Consider the following 21,625-nt stretch of genomic DNA (forward strand, 5'->3'; position numbering starts at 1 on the left):
GAGGGGAATAAGTATGCCAAATCGAAAAAAACCTGGTTTTGCGGTCGCAATTGTACTGATATTTCTTACTGTTGCTAGTATATTACTCCTTATAATATACGAAGTACTTGCGAATTACAGAAATAACGAAATAAGAATGCGTTTAGAATCACAATTAGAAGTTGATGCTTTAAATACATTAAACGTCGGCATAGGCATGATAAGAAGTAAAAGTGCCGGTATACTTGGTTTCGATATTCCCTTTTCACCTAACTCTCCCAGTTGGTTTAATTCGGAGTTTTTGAACAAATTAAATAACGATTGGAAACAATTTGTAACGAAAAATGTTAAAGCTAATAGTGTTTATAAAGTGATTTCCATGACTGGTAATGAAAATTACTCAATTGATCCATCGGTAATAAGTGAAATATCGAATTATAAATCGGAGCGAGGCTTAGACTCTATTGAAATATATGCGTTCAATATGAATAAACTGAATTTATTTTTAGTTTCGCGTGTTGTAAAAAATGGAAATTCAACTTATTCTTATGGAATAGTTGGTTCAAAACTTTTAAATCAATATGTGTATTTTACTAATAAAGAAAAAATTCCAGACGGGCAAACAATATATTTTAAATCAGGTGAAACCATTGATGGCCCACTCAGAACACATGATTATATAAATATAAACAATGTTGGTGGTAATCCTACATTTCTAAGTACAATTGAAATCATTGGAATTAAAGACAAAAATGGTAATGTAGTTCAACCGAGCAATTATTCTAACTACGCAAATCTGTTGGGAAATCCACCGTATAAAATTTTAACTCAAGAAGATATTAATGCTTTAGATTTTAATGCTATAAAGTCTCAATACCAAAGTTCAATTAATTCGCTTGTTGATACATACGATAATGTGAAAAATAACCCAAATAAACTAAGTGGGCTCAAATTTACGGGTGATATAACTGTCAGTTTCAATCATGGTCAAGGAAATTCAAACTATGACATCAAAATATCTCAAGGAAACGTTGACTATATAATTAAATGGGAACCATCGGGTCCACCTTTGGCAAGAATAAGGAAACAAGGAGGAGGAAAACCGGATGAATTTGTCTTCAATTTCAACGGAGTGATATATTCGACAGGTAACATGACTATAGGTGGTCAAACTAGTCTTTCCACATATAATGGCAATTATACTTTGTTTTCGGAAAAGAGTGTTTACATAAAAGATAGGATAATACCTTACAAAACATATAAAAAAGTTTTTAACGCAAGTGAACACAGTCCTAATGGTGAAGTCGTAACAGCAGATAAGATTGAGCAGATAAAAGATTTTGTCACATCAAATGAAACTTCCGCTTTAAACATCGTTGCAATTAAGGATGTTGTAATAAAAGAGAAACTCCATAACATGAAATTGTTTTCAAGTATATTTTCTTTCGATGGATCATTTGAGGTGGAAGGGTACGATACAGATGAATCAGTTGGTCAACTCTTTGTATTTGGTAGTATAATGCAAAACGTACGTGGCCCTGTTGGAACGTTTGACCCATCAACTGGTCAGACAGTAACAGGTTACTACAAAACTTACTCGTACGATCCAAGAATAATAACAGGAGCCTATCAACCTTATGGAACTCCCACAAAATCTGAAACTATAAGGCTTTTTGTACTTGGGGTTGTTAAATAGCACAAAATATCAAAATCAATGAAGATAATTAGTTTCCTGTTATAAAAAGATAATACTTTTCAGGTGGTATCAAAACCGGAGATATGCTTCCGTTGTAATCACAAACGATAGATACCGCAATAGAGTTATTTTTATCGTCTTCTAAAATAGCAGCCATTAGTTCAGGTGCCCATTCATATGGCTTGTTGGATTGCAATTTATTTTCATCTAAACCTTTCCATCTATAATCTTCAAATTTTATGTTAACTTCTGGATTTTTCGTTTTAAATATTATTCGATTGTTACTACTATCAACTGGATAGTAGTAATGTTTTTTATTTACAGTCCAATCGTAAAGCCATATTTCATATTTGTACTTTATTCCTTCAAAATCTTCAAGTCCCTCAAATTTCCAAGAAAATTCTGGTGTCACAGAAACGTTTGTTTCACCATCATACGGTTTGACATTAGTCATTTTAAAAGATGGGAGTAAAACAACACTTCCAACTATGCTTCTTGCCCCTTCCAAAAATTTATAAACACTAGCAACGGCATACCACACTCTTTTTCCAAATCTATTTGTTGGCGAAGTGTCTATGTATGAGTTTTCTCTATCAGAAACAACGGCTATTTTTTCGAAATTTTTCCCGTCGTAAGAACGATAAACCACATATCCGTAAGGTTTTTCTGTAATTAAATTTTGTGTACTCTCTTCCCATCTTTTCCAATTTATTTTTATGTAAGTATTTAAACCAACGCTTGAACTCTCTAAAATTTCCAAGATTGGTGAAAAATTATAGTATTTTGTTTCACTTCTAATTGTGTAAGCATAAAGTGCGGGTTTTTGTGGTTCCACTATGTAAGGTTTGATTTTTAAATTAACTGAATCTGAGAAATAAATCGGTATTATTTTCTCATATCTGTTATCATTTACGTCATAGCAATCGATAAAAAGATAAGTTTTTCCGTAAAAACCTGTTGTTTCTATATTACCCGATAGACGACTAGATTCGCTGTACAATCTTGGAGAAGTCAAAAACTCCGCCCCCGGCGGAGTACCAATTTTTGCGTACATGTGCGAGATAGGAATATCAGATGAGGTCGCTTGTGCTTCGATGAAAATAGAAGATGTGAAAAAAATATTATAGATACCTTCTTCGTTTGGTGTATATTTTAATTTTCTCTGTTCCGAATCGTAGATTGAATAGATGATGTTCATTTTATTTTCCATGTTTTCAACAAAATTTGCCTTCCTTAGAGTTGTGTTTATTGTCAATGAACTTTGTAATCTCTCTATGTCTATAACGGTTTTAGCATGGGATGGTTTTGAGATAATTATTGTGTATGGTTTACCAATTTGAATAGTTTTACTGAATGTAACTATTCCTTTTTCATTAGATGTTGCTTCTTCCAATAATGTACTTCCACTGTATAGCTTTACGTTAGCCCCTTCTACCGCGGGACCTGAATTGTATTCTGAAATTACTAACTTTATATAATTCTCAGAATTTTTGAAACTAACACAACTGGAAAGGAAAATAGTAATTATAAGAATTATTATGAGGAAGAACTTTCTATAATTTCTATTCATTTTACTCATTGCCAAACACCGTCCAGTAATTTCCTGATTTATCGCGAAGAACTGTATTTGTTGAACCTTTTGTTATTGTACCAAAAATTGGTATTTTAAATCCGTTGATGGTAACTGTTCCATTAAGGGTTATGTCACTCATCGCAGGCTGATTAATTTCCGCTTTTATATAATACTTACCACTCATTTTGGAAAAATCATATGAATTAATACTTGAAAAGTCAACGCAAGTGTATGCGGTGGTATCAGTTGAAGGTTTTAACATATCTTGAAAGACAAGTTTCATATTCGCTGGTTTATTTTCCAAGGTTATGCCTGCACTTGAAGAAAATTTTACATTAAGTGTGTTTAAATCGCTCAAGTTAAAATTTTTGAAATTGTATTGTCTTTCTTCCGCTTTTCTTAAACACTGTGTGGTTAAACCCGTTGATGATTCAAAACTATCCGGGCCACCTACAAATATATCGTATATACCACTATCTATACTTACAAACTTTGCCAAACCGTCTTTATTTGTCTTAGCAAAATATCTAACTTGTCTATTATCCGTGGAAGTACCAACTAATGAAACAAATGCAGATTGAATATCCCAACTTCCGAAATAATCGGTGGTATGTACGATGAAATCAGTACCTCCGGTTGTTGGAAGCTCCTCGCTAACCGCTTCTGCTCGTACAAGTCCAAAGCCTGATCTTTCATCAATCCCAGGTTCATCAATATCCAATGCCGAACTTTCGATAATTTTTCTTATTTGCCAAGGTTTTGCACTTGGATATTTTTGAAGTAACAATGCAACAAGTCCGGAAACATAAGGTGTTGCCATAGATGTACCTGACATGAAACCATAGTATCCACCATTTTCGTCGCAAATGAATGAATCGCTGTCGTACCCATTCGATCCATCCTGTGGCATCGTCGAAAGGATATTACTACCAGGTGCGGCAACTGTAATCATAGGACTCCCGTTTGAAAAATACGCAGTCTTAACATTGCCACCGTTAAATTCAGCTGCGGCAACTTGTATGATACCCGGATAGTTTGCAGGATACAGAAACGTCTGGGAAGATGTTGAATTACCAGCCGCGACTACTACAGTAACTCCTTTTTCAAGCGCGTAATCAAATGCATCTTTTAGAATTTGAGAATAACCTGGCCCACCCCAAGAGTTGCTTAACACTTTAGCTCCATGGTTAACTGCCCAGATAATACCTTTTGCAGTGTAGTCATCACCAATATACCAACCACCATCATCAAATATAACTATCGGCATTATCTTCGCCTTTGGAGCTACTCCAACAACACCTTTACCATCTTTCTTTGCCGCAATTATTCCAGCTACATGAGTGCCATGAGAACCTCCGTAAGAGGAATCAGAATTAGGTGGGATGTTTGTATCATATAAAGGTCTGTAACCTTCGATAATCTGACCTTGTAAGTCCGGATTTGTTCCATCCACTCCTGTGTCTAAAACCGCGACGACTATGTCATCGCCAAAAAGGTTTTCATTCCACGCATCTTTTATATTAACAACTCTATGACTCCATAAATAAAAATCAAGTGATTCACCTGTGTAATTTGCATACGCAAAATGTGATACCCCGATTAATTCTTTAGACAAAGATACTTCTGGTTCTTTACTTTTATAAGCTGGCTCTAAGTACCTTTTGTAAGATAACTCAACGTATCTTATACCGCATTTTGAAATGTCACCCATCTTAGATAATTTATTTATAACATACTCAGCATTTTGCTTAATTTTGACAGAAACAGCATTTAGTTCAGGGATGTGCAGAATAATTTCTCCATCTAACAAATTCAGTATATCGGGGATTTTGTTTTCATCTTCGTATCCTACGATTAGTCTGTCATTAAAATAATCTTCTTGAGAAGATGTATTATCAGGAATATTGTTTGAATTGTTCAACTTATTTGTGCAGGAATATAATAAAAAGAAAATAGCGACAATAAAAATTATCGTTAGCATTGATAAATACTTTTTAAACCGCTTAAAATTCACAAAATTTATGTTCACAATATTTCCCCCTAAAAACTATTGACATTTAAGTTAAAGATTCTTCTTCTTCTTCATCTCGTACATTTTTTCATCGACTTTTTTATATACGTCATCTATACTGCCATACTCAGAAGCATCGATGATTCCATAAGAGATGTTTATATTTTCTTCCTTTAATCTGTCAATTATCCTATCGATGACTTTTTGAGCATTCTCTACTCCCGTTTCTGGTAAAACAATCACGAATTCATCGCCGCCATACCTTGCTATCAAGTCCATTGACCTAATAGTTTCATTCGCAATCTTAACAAACATTTTAAGTACGTTGTCACCGTACACATGTCCGTAAATATCGTTGATTTTTTTAAAGTCGTTAATATCTATGAACACAACTGATAAAGGTGTTTTCATTCTTTTGCTCTTAAACAATTCTTTCTCGAGGTATTGTTCAAGAAATCTTCTGCTGTATGCGCCAGTAAGGTAATCTTTTATCGAAAGTTCAAATAACTTTCTTCTTTCTTCCTCAACTTCATTGAGTACATCTAAAAACGAGAACGCCAAAGTTATTATATTAGCAACTTTTTCAAATAGGTTAATTGTGACATCGGAGAATTGATCTTCACCTTGCTTTTCAAAAAGCACAGCGCCGTGAACAAGAGATTTATAAACAATCGGAGCAGCGTAGATTGTGAACAATTCACCACGAATTTTATACAAAGAATATCCTTCGGGTAGTACCCACTCTTTCTCACTGTTTCGAATATGAACCTTAATATTCTTATCTATAACATACCTTGTCAAATTTTTTACCTCGGGCCCAAAACGCATGCCACTTTTATCATCATCGTCAACGTACTTGAAGTATGGGTAATAAATGTAACCGTTAGGTTCCAAAAATGCTATTCCAAATGTATCGATAAGGCCATGTGAAAGTAATAATTTTCTAATGCTTTCACCTAAATTTTTTATACTAACATCGCTTTTAGAAAGTTCGCTTGAAATTATATTTATTAGTTCACTTAAAATCTGCCTTTCGATGTTTTGGTATTCGAAGGAGCTATCTTTTGTAATTATAGCTCTGATTTTTTTATCACCTTGAATTCTAACTAAATAAGTTATTTCAACATACTTTTTCCCTATTTCCTTGTTCCACGTTCTGGTATAATCTGAATCTATGTCTCGATGTTCACGTATATCTTTCAAAATATCGTATATTGTAAGATAATTTTCAGGATTATCAAGCATTAGCTGAATTTGTTCTCTACTTTTTAAATCTAATCCCAATAAATTAGCATATTCTATAATTTTTGAGTTTATGTACACAAGCTCATCGTTAATCCAAGTAACGATACCAAATTGATAATTATTGCTTATTGCACCAAAAATACTTAGAAGATTATTTAACTCTTCATTCTCTTTTTGAATTTTTCTTACCTTCTTATATTGAATTACAAAAAGAATAGTTAATAAAACCACCGCTGAAGAAGCAACAATAAGAAAAGGTAAAAGTAAACTTTGCTCCACATTTTCACCTTCATTTTTAACTTGTTTACTGAAAAGTATTTAATTTTCCATTCACTCCCCCAATACAAGCTGTTTCTTATACATCCTTGCATACAATCCTTCGTTTCTAAGCAGTTCATAATGCGTACCTTTCTCAACTACTTGCCCTTGGTCTAACACATATATTATATCAGCACTTTGCAGAATTTTTAATCTGTGAGTTATTATTATCATCGTAGAACCTTTCATCTTTGTTCGAAGTGTTTCGATTATTTCTTGCTCAGTTTCTGGGTCAACAGCAGATAAACAATCGTCAAATATATAAACGTCAGCGTCTCTCATAAGCGCTCTTGCTATTGTTAACCTTTGCTTTTGACCACCGGAAAGCATTACACCTCTCTGTCCCACTATTGTATCATATTTTTTCGGAAACTTTTCAACATCTTCTTCAACAGCAGAGAGTCTTACCATTTCTTTTACTTTATCAAAATCGTATTCTTCCATGGCAAAAGCGACGTTCTCCTTAACAGAATTTGAGAATAAGAACGTTTCTTGTGGTACATACGATATTAATTTTCTTATATCCCTTGAATGGAGTTGGTTTATATCTATTCCGTTAATGAAAACTTGCCCATTTTCAACAGGGTACAATTTGCTAATTATCTTAACAAGTGTTGACTTTCCACTTCCAACTGTCCCAACTATGCCTACAAACTGTCCTTTTTTAACGGAAAAATCCACATTTTTAAGCACAAACCTATCCGTTTCTGGATATTTAAATGATAATTTTTTTGTTTCTATAACCTCTATATGTTCCAATTTTACGGGATTTTCTGGTTCTACAACAAAAGGTTGAACACTTTGAAGTTCTCTCAACCTTTGCAAAGAAGCTCGCCCTTGCTGGATAACATTCATAACCATGCCGTAAGCTGTCAATGGCCATATGAGCATACCTATGTAACTGTTAAAGGCCAAGTAGTCTCCTAATGTAACGGTCCCTTTTACAACCATAGGACCGCCAACGGTGAGCGCCAAGAAAAACGCCAACGTTCCAACAAAGTGCACCAATGGCCACATGACGCCCCATACTCGGATGAGTGAAATTGTTGCATCAAAGTGTTTTCTCGCGCGTTCTTCAAAGAGTTCCTCGATTTTTGGGATTATAGAAAAGCTTTTTATAATCCTTACACCATCCATTGTCTCTTCCGTATAACCACTTAGTTCCGAATAAACGTCTTGTACTCGCCTCGAACGTTTAAAAATTAATTTTCCAAACAACGCAGAGATTAATATAATCCCAGGAAGTGGCGAGAGTGCAATCAGTGTAAGTTTCCAATTGGTTGAAGTTGCCATGAAAAAAACTGTCATGGAACTCATAAAAACAGCGTCGGTAAGTTGAACAACGCCAATTCCAAGCATTCTTTCAACCGTTGCTATATCGTTTGTAAAGTAAGCCATTATATCTCCCGATCTATGTTTGTCAAAGAAGAACATATCAAGTCCAAGAATTTTGTCAAAAAGGTTCTTTTTGGCATAATAATCGAAATACCTTGAACTTCCCATAATAAAGTAACGCCACCAGAATCTACCGATAAGCATTCCAAACGCTAAAGCTAATATCGAAAGCACAAAAGTCTTAACTTCATTTATATCTTTAATCGTTTGAAGAGCATTTACCGCTTTCGCAACAAATTTTGGAACAAAAAGTTGCAGTAAATCGATTATAATCAGTGAAATAATTCCAAAAATATAAAAATGCCAGCGCTTTTTGAGAAATTCCTTGAACAAATTAATCCCTCCAATCAAGCAATTATATACAAAATTATACTTAATTATAAATAAAAAATAGTTTGAATCACTAACAATTATATCACCTCTGAATTAAAAATTACAGTATGAAAAATTGATTTTCTTTCTTCAAATAAAATTTAGTATAATAGAAATAATTAACCATTATTGTATTTTATCTTAGATTGGAGGTGTCTTCATGGAAAAACTTACTATATCAGATTTATTAAAGTTCAAATTTGTTTCTAACATCTCGTTCTCACCCAACGGAAAATTAGTCGGCTTTGTCGTCCACACAATGAATGAGGAGGAAAACAATTACACATCAAACATATGGATTTTGGATACCGAAACAGAAAAAATGTTCCAATTAACATCGTTCGGAAAGGAAAAAAGTTTTATATGGCTAAACGATGAGAGTATCTTATTTTCAGAAATTAGGGAAGAAAAAGACAAAAAGAGAATGGAAAATGGCGAAATGTTCACAATATTTTACAAAATTAACGTGAACGGTGGAGAAGCTGAGAAATATTTTGAGGTACCGTTTCTCATTAGAAAAATTGAAAAGTTAAGTGACGAAATGTTCGTTTTACTATCGACTTACAGTAAGTACATACCTGATTTCTCAAATATTGAAGAGAAAGATAAGCAGGAAATTTTAAAGAAATTAAAAGAAGAAAAAGACTACGAGGTGATAGACGAAATACCATTTTGGTCGAATGGAGAAGGTTTTACCAACAAAAAAAGAGCAAGGTTGTATTTGTTTAATTTAAGAGAAAATAAATTCATGCCTATCACTGATGAGCTCACCAATGTTCATCATTTTGATGTAAGTCAAGACAGAAAGAAAATTTTATTTGTCTCAAATAGATACGAAAACAAAATGGAAATAAGAAGTGATTTGTTTTTGTATGATATAGAAAATAATTCTCTTGAAAAATTAACCCATGAAGAACTATTTGAGTATGTTTATGCGTACTTTTTGGATGATTCAATAATATTCGCTGGTAGTAACATGAAAAAATACGGTATAAATGAAAATCCGAAATTTTACCTTTTAGAACTCTCTACAAAAAATGTAAAATTGCTTACTCCAGAATTTGATTTAAGCGTTTGGAATAGCGTTGGTTCTGATTGTAGGTACGGCTCAAACAAAAATGCCGTAGTTGATGGAGAATATCTTTACTTTGTCACAACAGAATGGAATAGTTCTTATTTGAATAAAATAGGGAAAGATGGAAAAATAGAAAAATTGACAAATAAAGGCGGGTCAATTGATGGATTTGACGTAAAGAACGGAAAAATATATTTTGTTGGGTTAAGGGATTATAAACTCCAGGAAGTTTATAAATTGGAACCAGGATGCAATGAAAAACAAATTACCGAATTTAATGAGTGGGTTTTAAAAGAAAGGAAAATTTCCAAGCCAGAAAGATTTACATTTTTCTCTGATGATGGAGTTGAAATAGAAGGTTGGATAATAAAGCCCGTTGATTTCGATAACTCAAAAAAGTATCCAGCAATACTCGATATCCACGGTGGTCCAAAAACAGTATACGGTGAGGTATTTTTCCACGAGATGCAAGTTTGGGCAAATGAAGGATACGTCGTGATGTTTACAAATCCAAGGGGAAGTGACGGACGAGGAAACGAATTTGCTGATATAAGAGGAAAATATGGTACTGTTGACTACGAGGATTTAATGAAATTCGTTGATGAAGCGCTAAAAAGATATCCATTTATCGATAAAGATAAACTAGGAGTAACCGGTGGTTCGTACGGTGGGTATATGACAAATTGGATAATTGGTCACACAGATATATTCAAAGCAGCAGTATCACAAAGAAGTATCGCAAATTGGATTTCAAAATTTGGAACAACAGATATAGGTTACTATTTTGTAGAAGATCAACATTTAGCAAATCCATGGGATAATTTTGAAAAACTTTGGTGGCATTCCCCAATGAAATACGCCAATAAAGTTAAAACACCAACACTCTTTATCCATTCAGATGAGGATTACAGATGTTGGCTCGTTGAAGGTATTCAGATGTTCACCGCGTTAAAATACTTTGGAGTCGATGCTAAATTGGTTATATTCAAAGGAGAAAATCACGAACTTTCTAGGAGTGGTAAACCTAAGCATAGATTGAGAAGATTACAGGAAATAACTGATTGGTTTAACAAGTATTTAAAGTCATAAATATATAAAACGAAAATCCCCAGCGAAAGCTGGGGATTTCATATTACTATTAATTCGGTTAATTATTACATTGGGTAGTATCCTCTTTCTTTGACAGCATTTGCAACTCTGCTTATAGCAACAATATATGCGGCTGTTCTCATGTCTGTATTGTATTTTTCCTTTGTCTTGTAAACTTCCGCAAATGCGTTAACCATCATCTTTGTGAGTTTCTTTCTAACATCGTCAATGTCCCAGAAGAATGTTTGGAGGTCTTGTACCCATTCGAAGTAAGAAACTGTAACACCACCAGCATTTGCAAGAATGTCAGGAACAATAAGAACACCTTTCTTTATTAGTATTTCTTCTGCTTCTGGTGTTGTTGGACCGTTTGCACCTTCAACAATAATCTTTGCCTTTATTTTGTCTGCATTTTGAATTGTAATTGCGTTTTCAAGAGCGGCTGGGACGAGTATGTCAACATCAAGTTCAAGAAGTTCTTCGTTTGTGATTGGTTTTGCTTTTGGATATCCTTTTATAAGTCCTTTGTTGGCATCTCTGTAAGCTATCACATCATTTATGTCAAGTCCATTTTCGTTGTAAATTCCACCACTTACATCGCTAACTGCGACTATCTTGGCGCCAAATTCTTCACTGAGTATCTTTGCACTGTATGAACCAACGTTACCAAAACCTTGAATTGCTACTGTTGCTTTTGATATATCTTTTCCAAGAGCTTTACATGCCTCGTTTGCTACAATGGAAACTCCTCTACCTGTTGCTTCCGGTCTTCCGTCTGAGCCACCAAGGTCAAGTGGTTTACCAGTAACAACACCAAGAGCCGTGTAGCCAACATTCATACTGTATGTATCCATGTACCATGCCATTATCTTCGCGTTCGTGTTTACGTCTGGAGCTGGAATATCTTTTTGTGGTCCAACCATCATCTGAATTTCGGAGAAGAATCTTCTGCTTAGCCTTTCAAGTTCTTTTTCGGAAAGTTTTGTAACGTCTACTCTAACTCCACCCTTACCGCCACCGTATGGAAGGTTCATAACTGCACATTTCCATGTCATCCAGAATGCAAGTGATGCAACTTCGTCAAGATTTGTATCTGGGTGGTATCTTATTCCACCTTTCGCTGGTCCTCTTGCTGTATTGTGTTGTACTCTGTAACCTTCAAATATTTCAACTCTTCCATCATCCATTACTACTGGAAAGTGAACTTCTAAAATCCTTTGTGGCCAGAGTAAGAAATTTCCAATGTTTGGATCTAGGTTCATAAGGTCTGCTGCCTTTAAGAACTGCTTTTGAGCATTTTCGTATAGTGGTCCAAATGGCTTGAGGTTACCCATCTCGCTAATCTTCATCTTTTACACCCTCCTCTAATCATTGTAACGCCGGTTTTTTTGATTTTCGGCTATCTTTCACCGGCGAGTTTAATTAAGAGATGTTTCTAAATTTATTATCTTCCATATATTTAAAAGTATCAACCAGAATTTTTGTGAAGAGTATCACATTTTTATGGAAAATTATTGAAAATCTCTCTTTTTCTTTGAGATATTCAAAGATATTCAAGTATGCAATTTTTTTAGAATAGTCCTGTAATTTCTCCATTTTCGTCAATATCTATGTTTACTGCAGCTGGTACTTTTGGCAAACCTGGCATAAGCATTATTTCGCCTGCTAAAGCTACGACAAATCCAGCACCAGCACTTATCTGGAAGTCTCTCACCGTAAATTCGTATCCAGATGGAGCATTTATCTTTTTGGGATCATCTGAGATGCTATTTTGTGTCTTGGCTATAATTACCGGATAATTTCCAAATCCATTCTTTTTTAACATCGAAAGTTTTGATTTTGCTGTATCAGTGTAGATAACCTTTCCTGCCCTGTAAATTTCTTTTGCTATTAACTCTATCTTTTGCTCAACAGGTAAATCACTTGGCACTAAAGGCTTATAATTACTTGGCACATTTTCGATAGTTTCAACTACTGCTTTCGCAAGTTCTATCGCACCTTCGGAACCTTTCGCGTAGGCTTCGTTAAGCACACATTTAGCTGGACTGTTTTTCAAAACAGCTTCTATTTCTTTTTCTGTATCGGTCGAAAATCTGTTCAGCGCAACGACGACGGGCACACCATATTTTTTCATGTTTTCAATATGCACTTTCAAATTCTCCAAGCCTTTAATTACTGCATCTACATTTTCTTCGTTAAGGTTATCTTTCGGTACTCCACCATGGTATTTCAATGCACGTATCGATGCGACGATAACAACTGCATCTACAAATAAACCACCAGTTGGAGCAACAAAATCTAAAAATTTTTGAGCACCCAGGTCCGCCGCAAACCCAGCTTCTGTAACAACGTAATCTGAAAGTTTGAGCGCTAATTTAGTTGCAATTAATGTGTTTGTACCGTGCGCAATATTTGCAAATGGGCCACCATGTACAAACGCAGGAGTGTTTTCAATTGTTTGAACAAGATTTGGGTTAATTGCATCTTTCAAAAGTGCAGCTGCCGCGCCTTCGGCTTGTATGTCTTTCACTCTAACTAATCCATTACTTCCTTGAGCAATTACAATTTGGCCGATTCTTCTTTTCAAATCAGTTAAGTCCTTTGCTAAACACAAAACTGCCATAATTTCAGAAGCAGCTGTGATTAAAAAACCATCTTCCCTTGGATAACCATTTGCACTACCACCAAGTGCAATTACAATTTCTCTCAAAGCTCTATCGTTCATATCCATAGCACGTTTCCAATAAATCTTCCTCAAATCTATTCCTAATTCGTTTCCATGGTTAATATGCGCATCAATCATCGCGGCGATTAAGTTGTGTGCGGTCGTTACTGCATGTATATCACCGGTAAAATGTAAGTTAATATCTTCCATAGGGAGTACTTGGGAATACCCACCGCCCGCCGCACCACCTTTGACACCAAAAACAGGGCCAAGTGATGGCTCTCTGAGAGTAACTATCGATTTTTTCCCAATTTTGTTCAGCGCCATGGAAAGACCTATGCTGGTGGTTGTCTTACCCTCCCCAGCCGGTGTTGGTGTTATCGCTGTAACGAGTATAAGCTTTCCATTAGGCTTGGCATTGAGCGTGTTCAAATACCTATGGTCAACTTTAGCTATATACCTGCCGTAAGGTTTGAGCATATCTTCAGGAATATCTAAAGATTTTGCAATATCTCTAATATCTTTTAAACTTGCTTGTTTCGCAATCTCAATATCACTTAACATCTCTCATCACCTCCAAATTTTATCTCGTTAAACATCTTATCAATAGTTTATCACTGCAATCTCAATTTATCAAAAAGAGAATTTCAAGAAATCAGAATAATTTTGTACGATTTTCAATGTAATTCACAAAATGTTAATCCTATTCAAAATTGTTGAAAATTATGGTAAAATATAGAAAATTAGGTTATAGAACAATAGAATACTGCAGGAGGAAATAATTAATGGCTATAGTAACTATAGAAGATATATTGAAAGATATAAAAAATGTTGCAGAAGAATACGGTAAAGATTTTGTAGTAGCGTTTTCCGGTGGTATGGATAGCACCGCAAGTGCTCTTTTGTGCGCTGAAGCTATTGGAAAAGAAAATATTGAATTAGTACACGTTGTATATGGACCTTACACTTATTCTAATAGTCTCGAAATAGTTTCAGAATTTGCTGAAAAGTTTGGTTTCAAAGTAACTTTTTTATATAATCGCGGTCAAGAACAGATATGGAAATATGGCCCGTCTTGTAACATGTGCACAAGACAGATAAAGATGGGAACAGTCTTGAGCTATGCAAATGGCAGAATCGTCGTAACAGGCTCAAATTCATCGGATACATGGGGACAAACTGGATTACGTGTATTTAATTCAATGTATGCACCATTAGGTGATATAGGTAAAGATGAAATTAGAAAAATATTAGATAAATACGGTGTGAAAATCAGACGAATAGGTGAACACGCCCTTAGAGAAGGATGTAAATTAAAGCATCTTTTAAAACCAATGACAAATCCGGCTTACCATGGAAAAGCAACAGCTATTGCAAATGAGATGGTTCTCGATTACTTCCCAAATGGCAATGAAATCGCCAATATAAAAATCGTTGGGCCACTATCAAAAAATATAGCGGTGATAAATGTTAAACCGTTTAGGGAAGAAGTGTACAAATTGGCTGAAGACCTCAAAAACATAGATGTTGTCGACGATGTAATCGTCGCAGACAAACCATTGATTTTAAAAATAGTTGCAAATCCATCAATCTACAGGGTGGAAGAATCAAAGTTTTGGGTTGTAGAAGGTAAACTCAAGCCAGAATTTGCCGTACCGATTAAGGTAGAATGGTACGAGTCAAAAAACAATAAATTAAGAACATTCCATGTTGTGGAGGTATGTGAATGGACGAATTACGAGACAGAGAAAGACGAGTACTTGAAGAACTCCAACGTCGACTCGGATACACTTTTAAAAATCAAATGCTCTTGTTCAATGCCCTCTGCCATTCAAGTTACGCATACGAACTCAATCAAATAGGCAGAGATGTTCAAGACAACGAAAGATTAGAATTCTTAGGTGATGCCGTTGTAGAACTCGTCGTATGTGATATACTCTATCGAAATTACCCAGACTCAAATGAAGGCGATATGGCAAAAGTGAAAGGTGCCGTTGCTAGCGAAGAGGTACTTACTGAATTAGCAAACGAAATTGAGCTTGGTAAGTACATCTTCCTTGGCAAAGGCGAAGAAAAGACAGGTGGAAGGAAAAGAAGTAGTATATTAGCAGACGCATTTGAAGCGCTGTGTGCTGCTATCTATCTCGATGGAAATCTTGAGTCAGTGGTAAAAGTTTTTGGCGAAAAACTGAAGAGAGAGATTGAAATATTCTACACAGGCCAAAGGATATTCGATTACAAAACCGCTCTTCAAGAAATTACGCAAGAGAGGTTCAAAGAACTGCCAGAGTACAAAACGGTTAAGAACGATGAAAACGGGAAGTTTTTAGTCGAATTATACATACAGGGAAAAAAGATATCGATGGGAATAGGTAATTCAAAGAAAGACGCGGAAAAAGATGCCGCAAAAAAAGCTTACGAAATTCTAACAAGAGACGAAAATTAAACAAAGAACAAATAGTGAAAATATTGAGGAGTGGATATTATCGATATAGAAGCGCTATTGAGAACGTACGAAGATTATCTTGTACATGTGAGAAGAAGTTCTGAAAATACAGTAAAGGCATATATAAAAGATATAAGGAGGTTTTTTGAATATATACAAAAACCTCCAAAGGATATTGTTAGAAGCGATGTTGAAAAGTTTGTCAAAGCACTTTCGAAAGGTGAAATTACCGGTGGAGAAGTTACTGAAACAACTATATCAAGATACATTTCCTCGCTTAAGACTATATTCGATTATCTCCAACTCATAGGAGTAGTAAATGAAAACCCAACCGAGCGTGTCAGACATCCAAGGCTTAGAAAGAAAATTCCAAGTTTTCTCACTATGGAAGAAGTCAAAGCGATGATAAATACTTTTGACGAAGAGAAAGAATTGAAGTACAAAACGATCATATCTGTTCTTTATTTTTGTGGGTTAAGGGTAAGTGAATTGTGTAATTTGAGAGTAGAAGATGTGTCTTTCTATCCACCATATATAAAGGTTGTTATGGGTAAGGGAAACAAAGATAGGCTCGTTCCAATCAGCGATAGCATAATTCCTTTACTTGAAAAGTACGTGGAAAGGTATAAACCGAAAGTTTACTTTATCGAAAGTCGTGGAAAATCGATACATCCAGCAACTGTTTTTAGGATAGTAAAGCGTGCCGCACAAAGGGCTGGCATAAATAAGAAGATTCACCCACATACGCTAAGACACTCTTTTGCAACCCATCTTATAATGAACAACGTAAACGTAAAAATTGTACAAGAACTCTTGGGCCACGCAAATTTAAGCACGACAAGTATTTATCTACACGTAGCAGATAAAGAGAAATTCGATGCGGTTAAAAAGTTGGTTATTTGAAAACTAAAAACATCAGAGGTGTTTGAATGTCAGAAAGTAAAAGTGAAAAGAAAGAGCTCACTATGGTTAAAGATAATAACAACGATGAAATGACCAAGAATTTCATAAATGAAATCGAAAAGTTACTTGAGAAAAAAATTACAAACGAAGACGAACAAAAAATAGCTCAAGCAATCGAACTTGCTAAGATAGCTTACGAGGGATTGTACAGAAAATCCGGCGAGCCGTTCATTTCGCATCCTTTGGAAGTGGCAAAAATTGTTGCTTCGTTGAAGCTTGATATTGAAAGTATTATAGCCGCCATCCTACATGATGCTATAGAAGATAGTAATGGGAAAGTAACTTACGAGATGATAGAGAAACAATTTGGGCACGATATAGCACTAATCGTTGATGGTGTAACAAAGGTAAGTAGAATAAACGCGCCCGTTGGAAATATAGAGCAAAGGAAAAAATTGGAAACGATTCAAAAGATGCTTTTTGCAATGGCAGAGGATGTACGTGTTATATTTGTAAAATTAGCTGATAGACTACACAATATGAGAACTATAGACTTCGTTGAAGATGTTGAAAAGAAAAGCTACAAGGCACTTGAGACTTTGGAAGTATACGCGCCTATCGCACATAAGCTTGGAATTAACGTTATAAAATCTGAACTTGAGGACCTTAGTTTTAAAGTTCTTCATTACGATGAGTACCAAAAAATCAAGCAGATGATCGCACAAAAGAAGGTTGAAAGGGAAGAACGCCTAAAAATATACATCCAACAATTGGAAACAGCTCTTCAAGAACATAATATCAAAGCGAAAGTCGAAGGTCGATACAAGCATTACTACAGTATATGGAAAAAGATGATTCAAAAAGGCAAAGATTTTAACGAATTGTACGATTTAATGGGTTTAAGAGCGATAGTAAATGATGTAACAAGCTGTTATACTACGATAGGCATTGTACACAACCTATGGGTACCATTGCCGGGAAGGTTCAAAGATTACATCGCCGCGCCAAAATCAAATGGATACAGGTCCATCCACACAACTGTTATTACGCAATTTGGCGAACCACTTGAAGTGCAAATCAGAGACTACCAAATGCACGAAGAGGCCGAGTATGGTTTGATAGCACACTGGGCATATAAAGAAGGGGAACCGATTGTAGATATAAAACAAAAGTGGATTTTGAGGTTAGCTGAATGGCGGAAAGAACTTTCGCAAGGTTACGCAAGTCTTGATGATCTGAAAAAAGAGCTCCAGATGTCTGAAGTTTTTGTTTTGACGCCAAAAGGTGAAATAATCCACCTTCCATACGGCGCGACACCAATCGATTTTGCTTACGCGGTACATACAGAAATTGGTCATCACTTTGCTGGTGCAAAGGTCAATGGAAAAATTGTACCAATAGATTATCAATTGAATAACGGTGACGTTGTAGAAATCATAGTAAATAAATCTTCACCTGGACCTAGCCTTGATTGGCTAAGATACGCCAAAAGTCCAAGAACAAAGGCAAAGATAAAGAGATTTTTTAAAGAGAAAGAAAAAGAACAACTGATAGAAAGAGGTAAAGACGTACTTAGGCGAATCGCAAAGAAATTAAATATTTCAATTGAAGAATTATTGGAAAAACCAGAGATAAAAAAGTACCAAACAGCTCACCAAATAGATGAAGAAGAATTTATCATCAGACTCGGTGATAAAACGTTAACACAAGATGATTTGCTTTCAATTCTTGGAATCAAAGAACAACAAAAGAAGAAAACTCAAACTAAGAAAAAGAAATCTACCGGTTCTTTAGTTATCGTCGATGGGCTTGAGGGTCTCGAAATTTTGTTTGCTAAATGCTGCAATCCTATCCCTGGCGACAAAATAGTTGGTGTTGCAAGTAAAAGAGGATTGGTTATACATAGGTCGAATTGTGCTAACGTAGTAAACTTGGGAAATGACAGAAAGTTTTTGGCAGTTTGGAGAGCGGATATCAACGCTCAATTCAATGTTCTTGTTAAAATAGAATTAGATAGAAAAGAACGTGTGCCTGATCTTTTGTCCAAAGCCATGGAAAAGAAAGTTGAAATAAGAAACTTTAAATTCGAAATAATTTCTGACGATTACGTTATTATATCTCTAAACGTCAACGTCCAATCCCTTGAAGAGCTCGAAGAAATAATGAAATTTTTCAAGTCATTTCCTGGAATTAGAAAGGTGGTGCGTTCTTAAAAATGCGCGCAGTTGTCCAAAGAGTTACAAAAGCAAGTGTCTCAGTCGATGGTAAAATTGTTGGACAAATAGAGAAAGGAATTGTTGTTTTACTTGGAGTTGGTAAAGATGATAACATCGATGATGCAAAATACTTAGCTGAGAAAATTGTAAATTTGAGAATATTTGATGATAATGATGGGAAAATGAATCTTTCGCTATTAGATGTTCAAGGTTCAGCTTTGATTATCTCACAATTCACGTTGTACGGCGATTGCAGAAGAGGTAGAAGACCATCGTATTCTGATAGTGCAAACCCAGAATTAGCAAAAGAGCTATACGAAAAATTCATAGAACTTGTGAGAGGATATGGTGTGCATGTTGAAACGGGAATATTCGCTGCGTACATGCAAGTTGAGATACACAACGACGGACCTGTAACTTTACTTTTGGATTCAAAGAAGGTGTTTTAATTTGAAATGCCATCTTTTACATGTCTGTTGCGCTCCAGATTTGGTTATCGCTTATCTTTCTGGCGCACGTGGTGATGTATTTTTCTACAATCCAAACATACACCCAAAAACAGAATACGAGAAAAGATACAATGAAGTACTAAAGCTTGCAAATATGTGGAATTTAAATGTGATTGATGTGCCATACGACCCCGAAAATTTCTTTAAATTAACCAGAGGTTTTGAAAATGAACCAGAGAAAGGTAAAAGGTGTGAAATATGCATAAGAATGAGGCTTGAGGCAACAGCAAAATTTGCAAAAGAGAACGGCTATCGTTCTTTCTCTACAACACTTACATCTTCACCACGAAAATCTGTTGAAATGATAAATAAGATAGGGCTTGAAGTTATGAAAAATTTTGGGGTAGAATTCCTTCCAAATGTGTACCGTAAAAGCCCACTTTATAACGATGCTCAGAGGCTAATCAAGCAACTTGGAATATACAGACAAAATTACTGCGGTTGCGTTTATTCAATGAGTTCAAAACAACCACAATTAATAACGATGAGGTGAAAACAAATGAAAATTTACCTATCAAAGGAAGAACTTGAACTCGAAAAACAAATGTACGCAGATATAGCTATTAATTCAAAAGTTAGGATTGAATACACATACAAAGATGAGAAATACTTGCTCATACCTTATCAAATTGGTGACTTAATTGTTTTACTAGAAGTAAATGATGAAAAAGAGATTGTTGCTCAACTTTTGGATAAATTTGTACGTCAGTGGGTTCTTGAAAATTACACTTATCCTGAAGAAATAAAAACCTTGGCGAAACATTTTAAAACCGAATTGAAAAAATTCAAGATTCTTGTGGTAAAATATAACAGTCCAGAAGAGAAAGAGTTTTCAAGATATTCTCTTTCAAATATAACGTTTGGTGTTGTAAGTTACAATAATTTAGATATCCACTTGCTTTCTGCAAATACCGAAATCAAAACTAAGTATGGTTACAGCATATCGGATATTGTAGAAACACCAGAAGAAGGGTTAAGACAAGCGTTACTTATTAACAAATGGTTCGGTGGAGGAGATTATACTGAATTACCAAATATTGCACTAGAAAAACAATTAGAAGAAAAATCTGATTTAGAAAAGTGGTTAGAACTGCTTAGTTATGTACTATTCAAAGACATCGATGAAAAATACTTTGGGCCAATAATCAACAAACTAAATGAATTTAAGCAGGAAACATACTTTAATCCTTCGAAGAATATAGAGAAAATAACGTTGGGTATTTTGGTTAGTAAAATTCACAAATAAAACTTTTCCTTTTCTTTATACGGGAGGTCGATGACTTGAACCAAACAATTGTTTTTTCGTTTCCTGGGTTGGTTGAAAATATAAAAATAACACGTGCTATTCTACATACATTTCTAACGTTTAGAGGTGTCTTTGATAAAGACATATTCGATACAGAACTAGCTATAAACGAAGCTATAGCTAATATTATCCAACATACTTATAAAGGAGAACCAAAGTACATAACAATGACAGTAAATTGGTTAGAACCAGATACATTAGAAATTTTCTTGAGGGACTTTGGGCCAAAAGTTGATCCTTCCCAAATTAAGTCACGTGACCTTGACGACATAAGACCAGGTGGATTGGGAGTATATATAATTAAACGTATATTTGATGTCATGGAATTCAAGGACGTCTCTGAAGGCAATCTCCTCTATTTGAGGAAAAAATACCTACTCCCACCGAAAAAAGAAGATTAGTAAGGATTAATTTAGAATAAATAACGGAGGAAGATTAGTGTGTTGTGGCTTAAAGAATTGTTTAAAAACACATGTTTTCTATCTGCGCTATTTGGATTCCTTTCAGCACAATTTTTGAAAGTTATCATATATAAAGACATAAGAGTTTTCGGACGATACGGGGGTATGCCAAGCGCACATGTGGCTACAACTTCCGCGTTAGCATGGTCAGTTGGATATACAACAGGCTTTTCTTCTTCACAAACCGCTATTGCCGCTATTTTTCTTTCAATAGTTACAGCTGATGCCGTTGGCTTAAGAAGAAACGTTGACCCAAACAAAGGTCATACCCTTATGGAAGTTATATACGGTTTCTTCTTGGGATGGGTCGTTGCTTTGATAACTGTAAAAGTTATGCGCTGATAGAAATTATTTTTATATTCCGGG

Annotated in this window: 17 protein-coding genes; 11 read left to right on the forward strand and 6 right to left on the reverse strand. The window is 35.1% G+C overall.

Features of this window, described 5'->3' with window-relative positions; all coding sequences use genetic code 11:
- Positions 1–13: 13 nt before the first annotated feature.
- Complete coding sequence (locus AS161_RS01305; protein WP_164541520.1) at positions 14–1,675, forward strand: hypothetical protein; 1,662 nt, start codon at positions 14–16, stop codon at positions 1,673–1,675.
- A gap of 28 nt (positions 1,676–1,703) precedes the next feature.
- Here the strand turns inward: AS161_RS01305 and AS161_RS01310 are convergent, their stop codons facing one another.
- From AS161_RS01310 to AS161_RS01325, 4 genes are read right to left on the reverse strand one after another with little or no spacing between them, the layout of a single operon-like run.
- Positions 1,704–3,254 carry a hypothetical protein gene (locus AS161_RS01310; RefSeq protein ID WP_164541521.1) on the reverse strand — a complete coding sequence of 517 codons (1,551 nt, stop codon included), beginning with the start codon at positions 3,252–3,254 and terminating at the stop codon, positions 1,704–1,706.
- Positions 3,247–5,277: a S8 family serine peptidase gene (locus tag AS161_RS01315; RefSeq protein ID WP_164541522.1), complete on the reverse strand. Its 2,031-nt coding sequence runs from the start codon at positions 5,275–5,277 to the stop codon at positions 3,247–3,249. The genes AS161_RS01310 and AS161_RS01315 overlap by 8 nt, the downstream gene beginning before the upstream one ends.
- A gap of 33 nt (positions 5,278–5,310) precedes the next feature.
- Positions 5,311–6,783: a GGDEF domain-containing protein gene (locus AS161_RS01320; RefSeq protein ID WP_164541523.1), complete on the reverse strand. Its 1,473-nt coding sequence runs from the start codon at positions 6,781–6,783 to the stop codon at positions 5,311–5,313.
- A gap of 51 nt (positions 6,784–6,834) precedes the next feature.
- Positions 6,835–8,550, reverse strand: coding sequence for an ABC transporter ATP-binding protein (locus AS161_RS01325; RefSeq protein WP_164541524.1), 1,716 nt, complete (start codon positions 8,548–8,550; stop codon positions 6,835–6,837).
- 199 nt (positions 8,551–8,749) lie between these two features.
- Between AS161_RS01325 and AS161_RS01330 the strand changes: the two genes are divergently transcribed.
- A complete protein-coding gene (locus AS161_RS01330) occupies positions 8,750–10,753 on the forward strand; it encodes a S9 family peptidase (RefSeq protein ID WP_164541525.1) in 2,004 nt (667 codons plus the stop codon).
- A 65-nt stretch (positions 10,754–10,818) separates the two neighbouring features.
- Here AS161_RS01330 and AS161_RS01335 read toward each other — a convergent pair whose 3' ends face one another.
- Complete coding sequence (locus AS161_RS01335) at positions 10,819–12,102, reverse strand: Glu/Leu/Phe/Val dehydrogenase (RefSeq protein WP_164541526.1); 1,284 nt, start codon at positions 12,100–12,102, stop codon at positions 10,819–10,821.
- 221 nt (positions 12,103–12,323) lie between these two features.
- Positions 12,324–13,982 carry a formate--tetrahydrofolate ligase gene (locus AS161_RS01340; protein ID WP_164541527.1) on the reverse strand — a complete coding sequence of 553 codons (1,659 nt, stop codon included), beginning with the start codon at positions 13,980–13,982 and terminating at the stop codon, positions 12,324–12,326.
- Between the two features lie 221 nt (positions 13,983–14,203).
- Between AS161_RS01340 and AS161_RS01345 the strand changes: the two genes are divergently transcribed.
- The 9 genes from AS161_RS01345 (at position 14,204) to AS161_RS01385 (ending at position 21,601) form a co-directional block, all read left to right on the forward strand.
- Positions 14,204–15,280, forward strand: a complete 1,077-nt coding sequence (locus AS161_RS01345) for an ExsB family protein (protein WP_241241304.1) — start codon at positions 14,204–14,206, stop codon at positions 15,278–15,280.
- The gene (gene rnc / locus AS161_RS01350) at positions 15,223–15,864 is read left to right on the forward strand and encodes a ribonuclease III (RefSeq protein WP_241241307.1); all 642 of its coding nucleotides are present in this window, start codon (positions 15,223–15,225) and stop codon (positions 15,862–15,864) included. Before AS161_RS01345 ends, rnc begins: the two co-directional genes overlap by 58 nt.
- A 30-nt stretch (positions 15,865–15,894) precedes the next feature.
- Positions 15,895–16,767, forward strand: coding sequence for a site-specific tyrosine recombinase/integron integrase (gene xerA, locus AS161_RS01355; protein ID WP_164541529.1), 873 nt, complete (start codon positions 15,895–15,897; stop codon positions 16,765–16,767).
- 62 nt (positions 16,768–16,829) lie between these two features.
- Entirely contained in the window at positions 16,830–18,980 is a 2,151-nt protein-coding gene (locus tag AS161_RS01360; protein ID WP_241241308.1) for a bifunctional (p)ppGpp synthetase/guanosine-3',5'-bis(diphosphate) 3'-pyrophosphohydrolase, read from the forward strand.
- Between the two features lie 2 nt (positions 18,981–18,982).
- Positions 18,983–19,432: a D-aminoacyl-tRNA deacylase gene (gene dtd / locus AS161_RS01365; protein ID WP_164541531.1), complete on the forward strand. Its 450-nt coding sequence runs from the start codon at positions 18,983–18,985 to the stop codon at positions 19,430–19,432.
- A 1-nt stretch (position 19,433) separates the two neighbouring features.
- Complete coding sequence (locus AS161_RS01370; protein ID WP_164541532.1) at positions 19,434–19,985, forward strand: epoxyqueuosine reductase QueH; 552 nt, start codon at positions 19,434–19,436, stop codon at positions 19,983–19,985.
- Between the two features lie 6 nt (positions 19,986–19,991).
- Positions 19,992–20,738, forward strand: a complete 747-nt coding sequence (locus tag AS161_RS01375; protein WP_164541533.1) for a DUF4940 domain-containing protein — start codon at positions 19,992–19,994, stop codon at positions 20,736–20,738.
- Positions 20,739–20,773: 35 nt separating this feature from the next.
- Positions 20,774–21,199, forward strand: coding sequence for an ATP-binding protein (locus tag AS161_RS01380; RefSeq protein ID WP_011994248.1), 426 nt, complete (start codon positions 20,774–20,776; stop codon positions 21,197–21,199).
- Positions 21,200–21,238: 39 nt separating this feature from the next.
- A complete protein-coding gene (locus AS161_RS01385) occupies positions 21,239–21,601 on the forward strand; it encodes a divergent PAP2 family protein (protein ID WP_011994249.1) in 363 nt (120 codons plus the stop codon).
- Positions 21,602–21,625 lie beyond the last annotated feature (24 nt).

Source organism: Fervidobacterium sp. 2310opik-2 (assembly GCF_011057735.1).
In the GTDB taxonomy this organism is placed as follows: domain Bacteria; phylum Thermotogota; class Thermotogae; order Thermotogales; family Fervidobacteriaceae; genus Fervidobacterium; species Fervidobacterium nodosum.

Bases quoted from the DNA above. Each gene is read 5' to 3' on its own strand.
- AS161_RS01305 (WP_164541520.1), top strand. From the start codon at position 14: ATGCCAAATCGAAAAAAACCTGGTTTTGCGGTCGCAATTGTACTGATA.
- AS161_RS01310 (WP_164541521.1), bottom strand. From the start codon at position 3,254: ATGAGTAAAATGAATAGAAATTATAGAAAGTTCTTCCTCATAATAATT.
- AS161_RS01330 (WP_164541525.1), top strand. From the start codon at position 8,750: ATGGAAAAACTTACTATATCAGATTTATTAAAGTTCAAATTTGTTTCT.
- AS161_RS01335 (WP_164541526.1), bottom strand. From the start codon at position 12,102: ATGAAGATTAGCGAGATGGGTAACCTCAAGCCATTTGGACCACTATAC.
- AS161_RS01340 (WP_164541527.1), bottom strand. From the start codon at position 13,982: ATGTTAAGTGATATTGAGATTGCGAAACAAGCAAGTTTAAAAGATATT.
- AS161_RS01345 (WP_241241304.1), top strand. From the start codon at position 14,204: ATGGCTATAGTAACTATAGAAGATATATTGAAAGATATAAAAAATGTT.
- rnc (WP_241241307.1), top strand. From the start codon at position 15,223: ATGCTCTTGTTCAATGCCCTCTGCCATTCAAGTTACGCATACGAACTC.
- AS161_RS01360 (WP_241241308.1), top strand. From the start codon at position 16,830: ATGGTTAAAGATAATAACAACGATGAAATGACCAAGAATTTCATAAAT.
- dtd (WP_164541531.1), top strand. From the start codon at position 18,983: ATGCGCGCAGTTGTCCAAAGAGTTACAAAAGCAAGTGTCTCAGTCGAT.
- AS161_RS01375 (WP_164541533.1), top strand. From the start codon at position 19,992: ATGAAAATTTACCTATCAAAGGAAGAACTTGAACTCGAAAAACAAATG.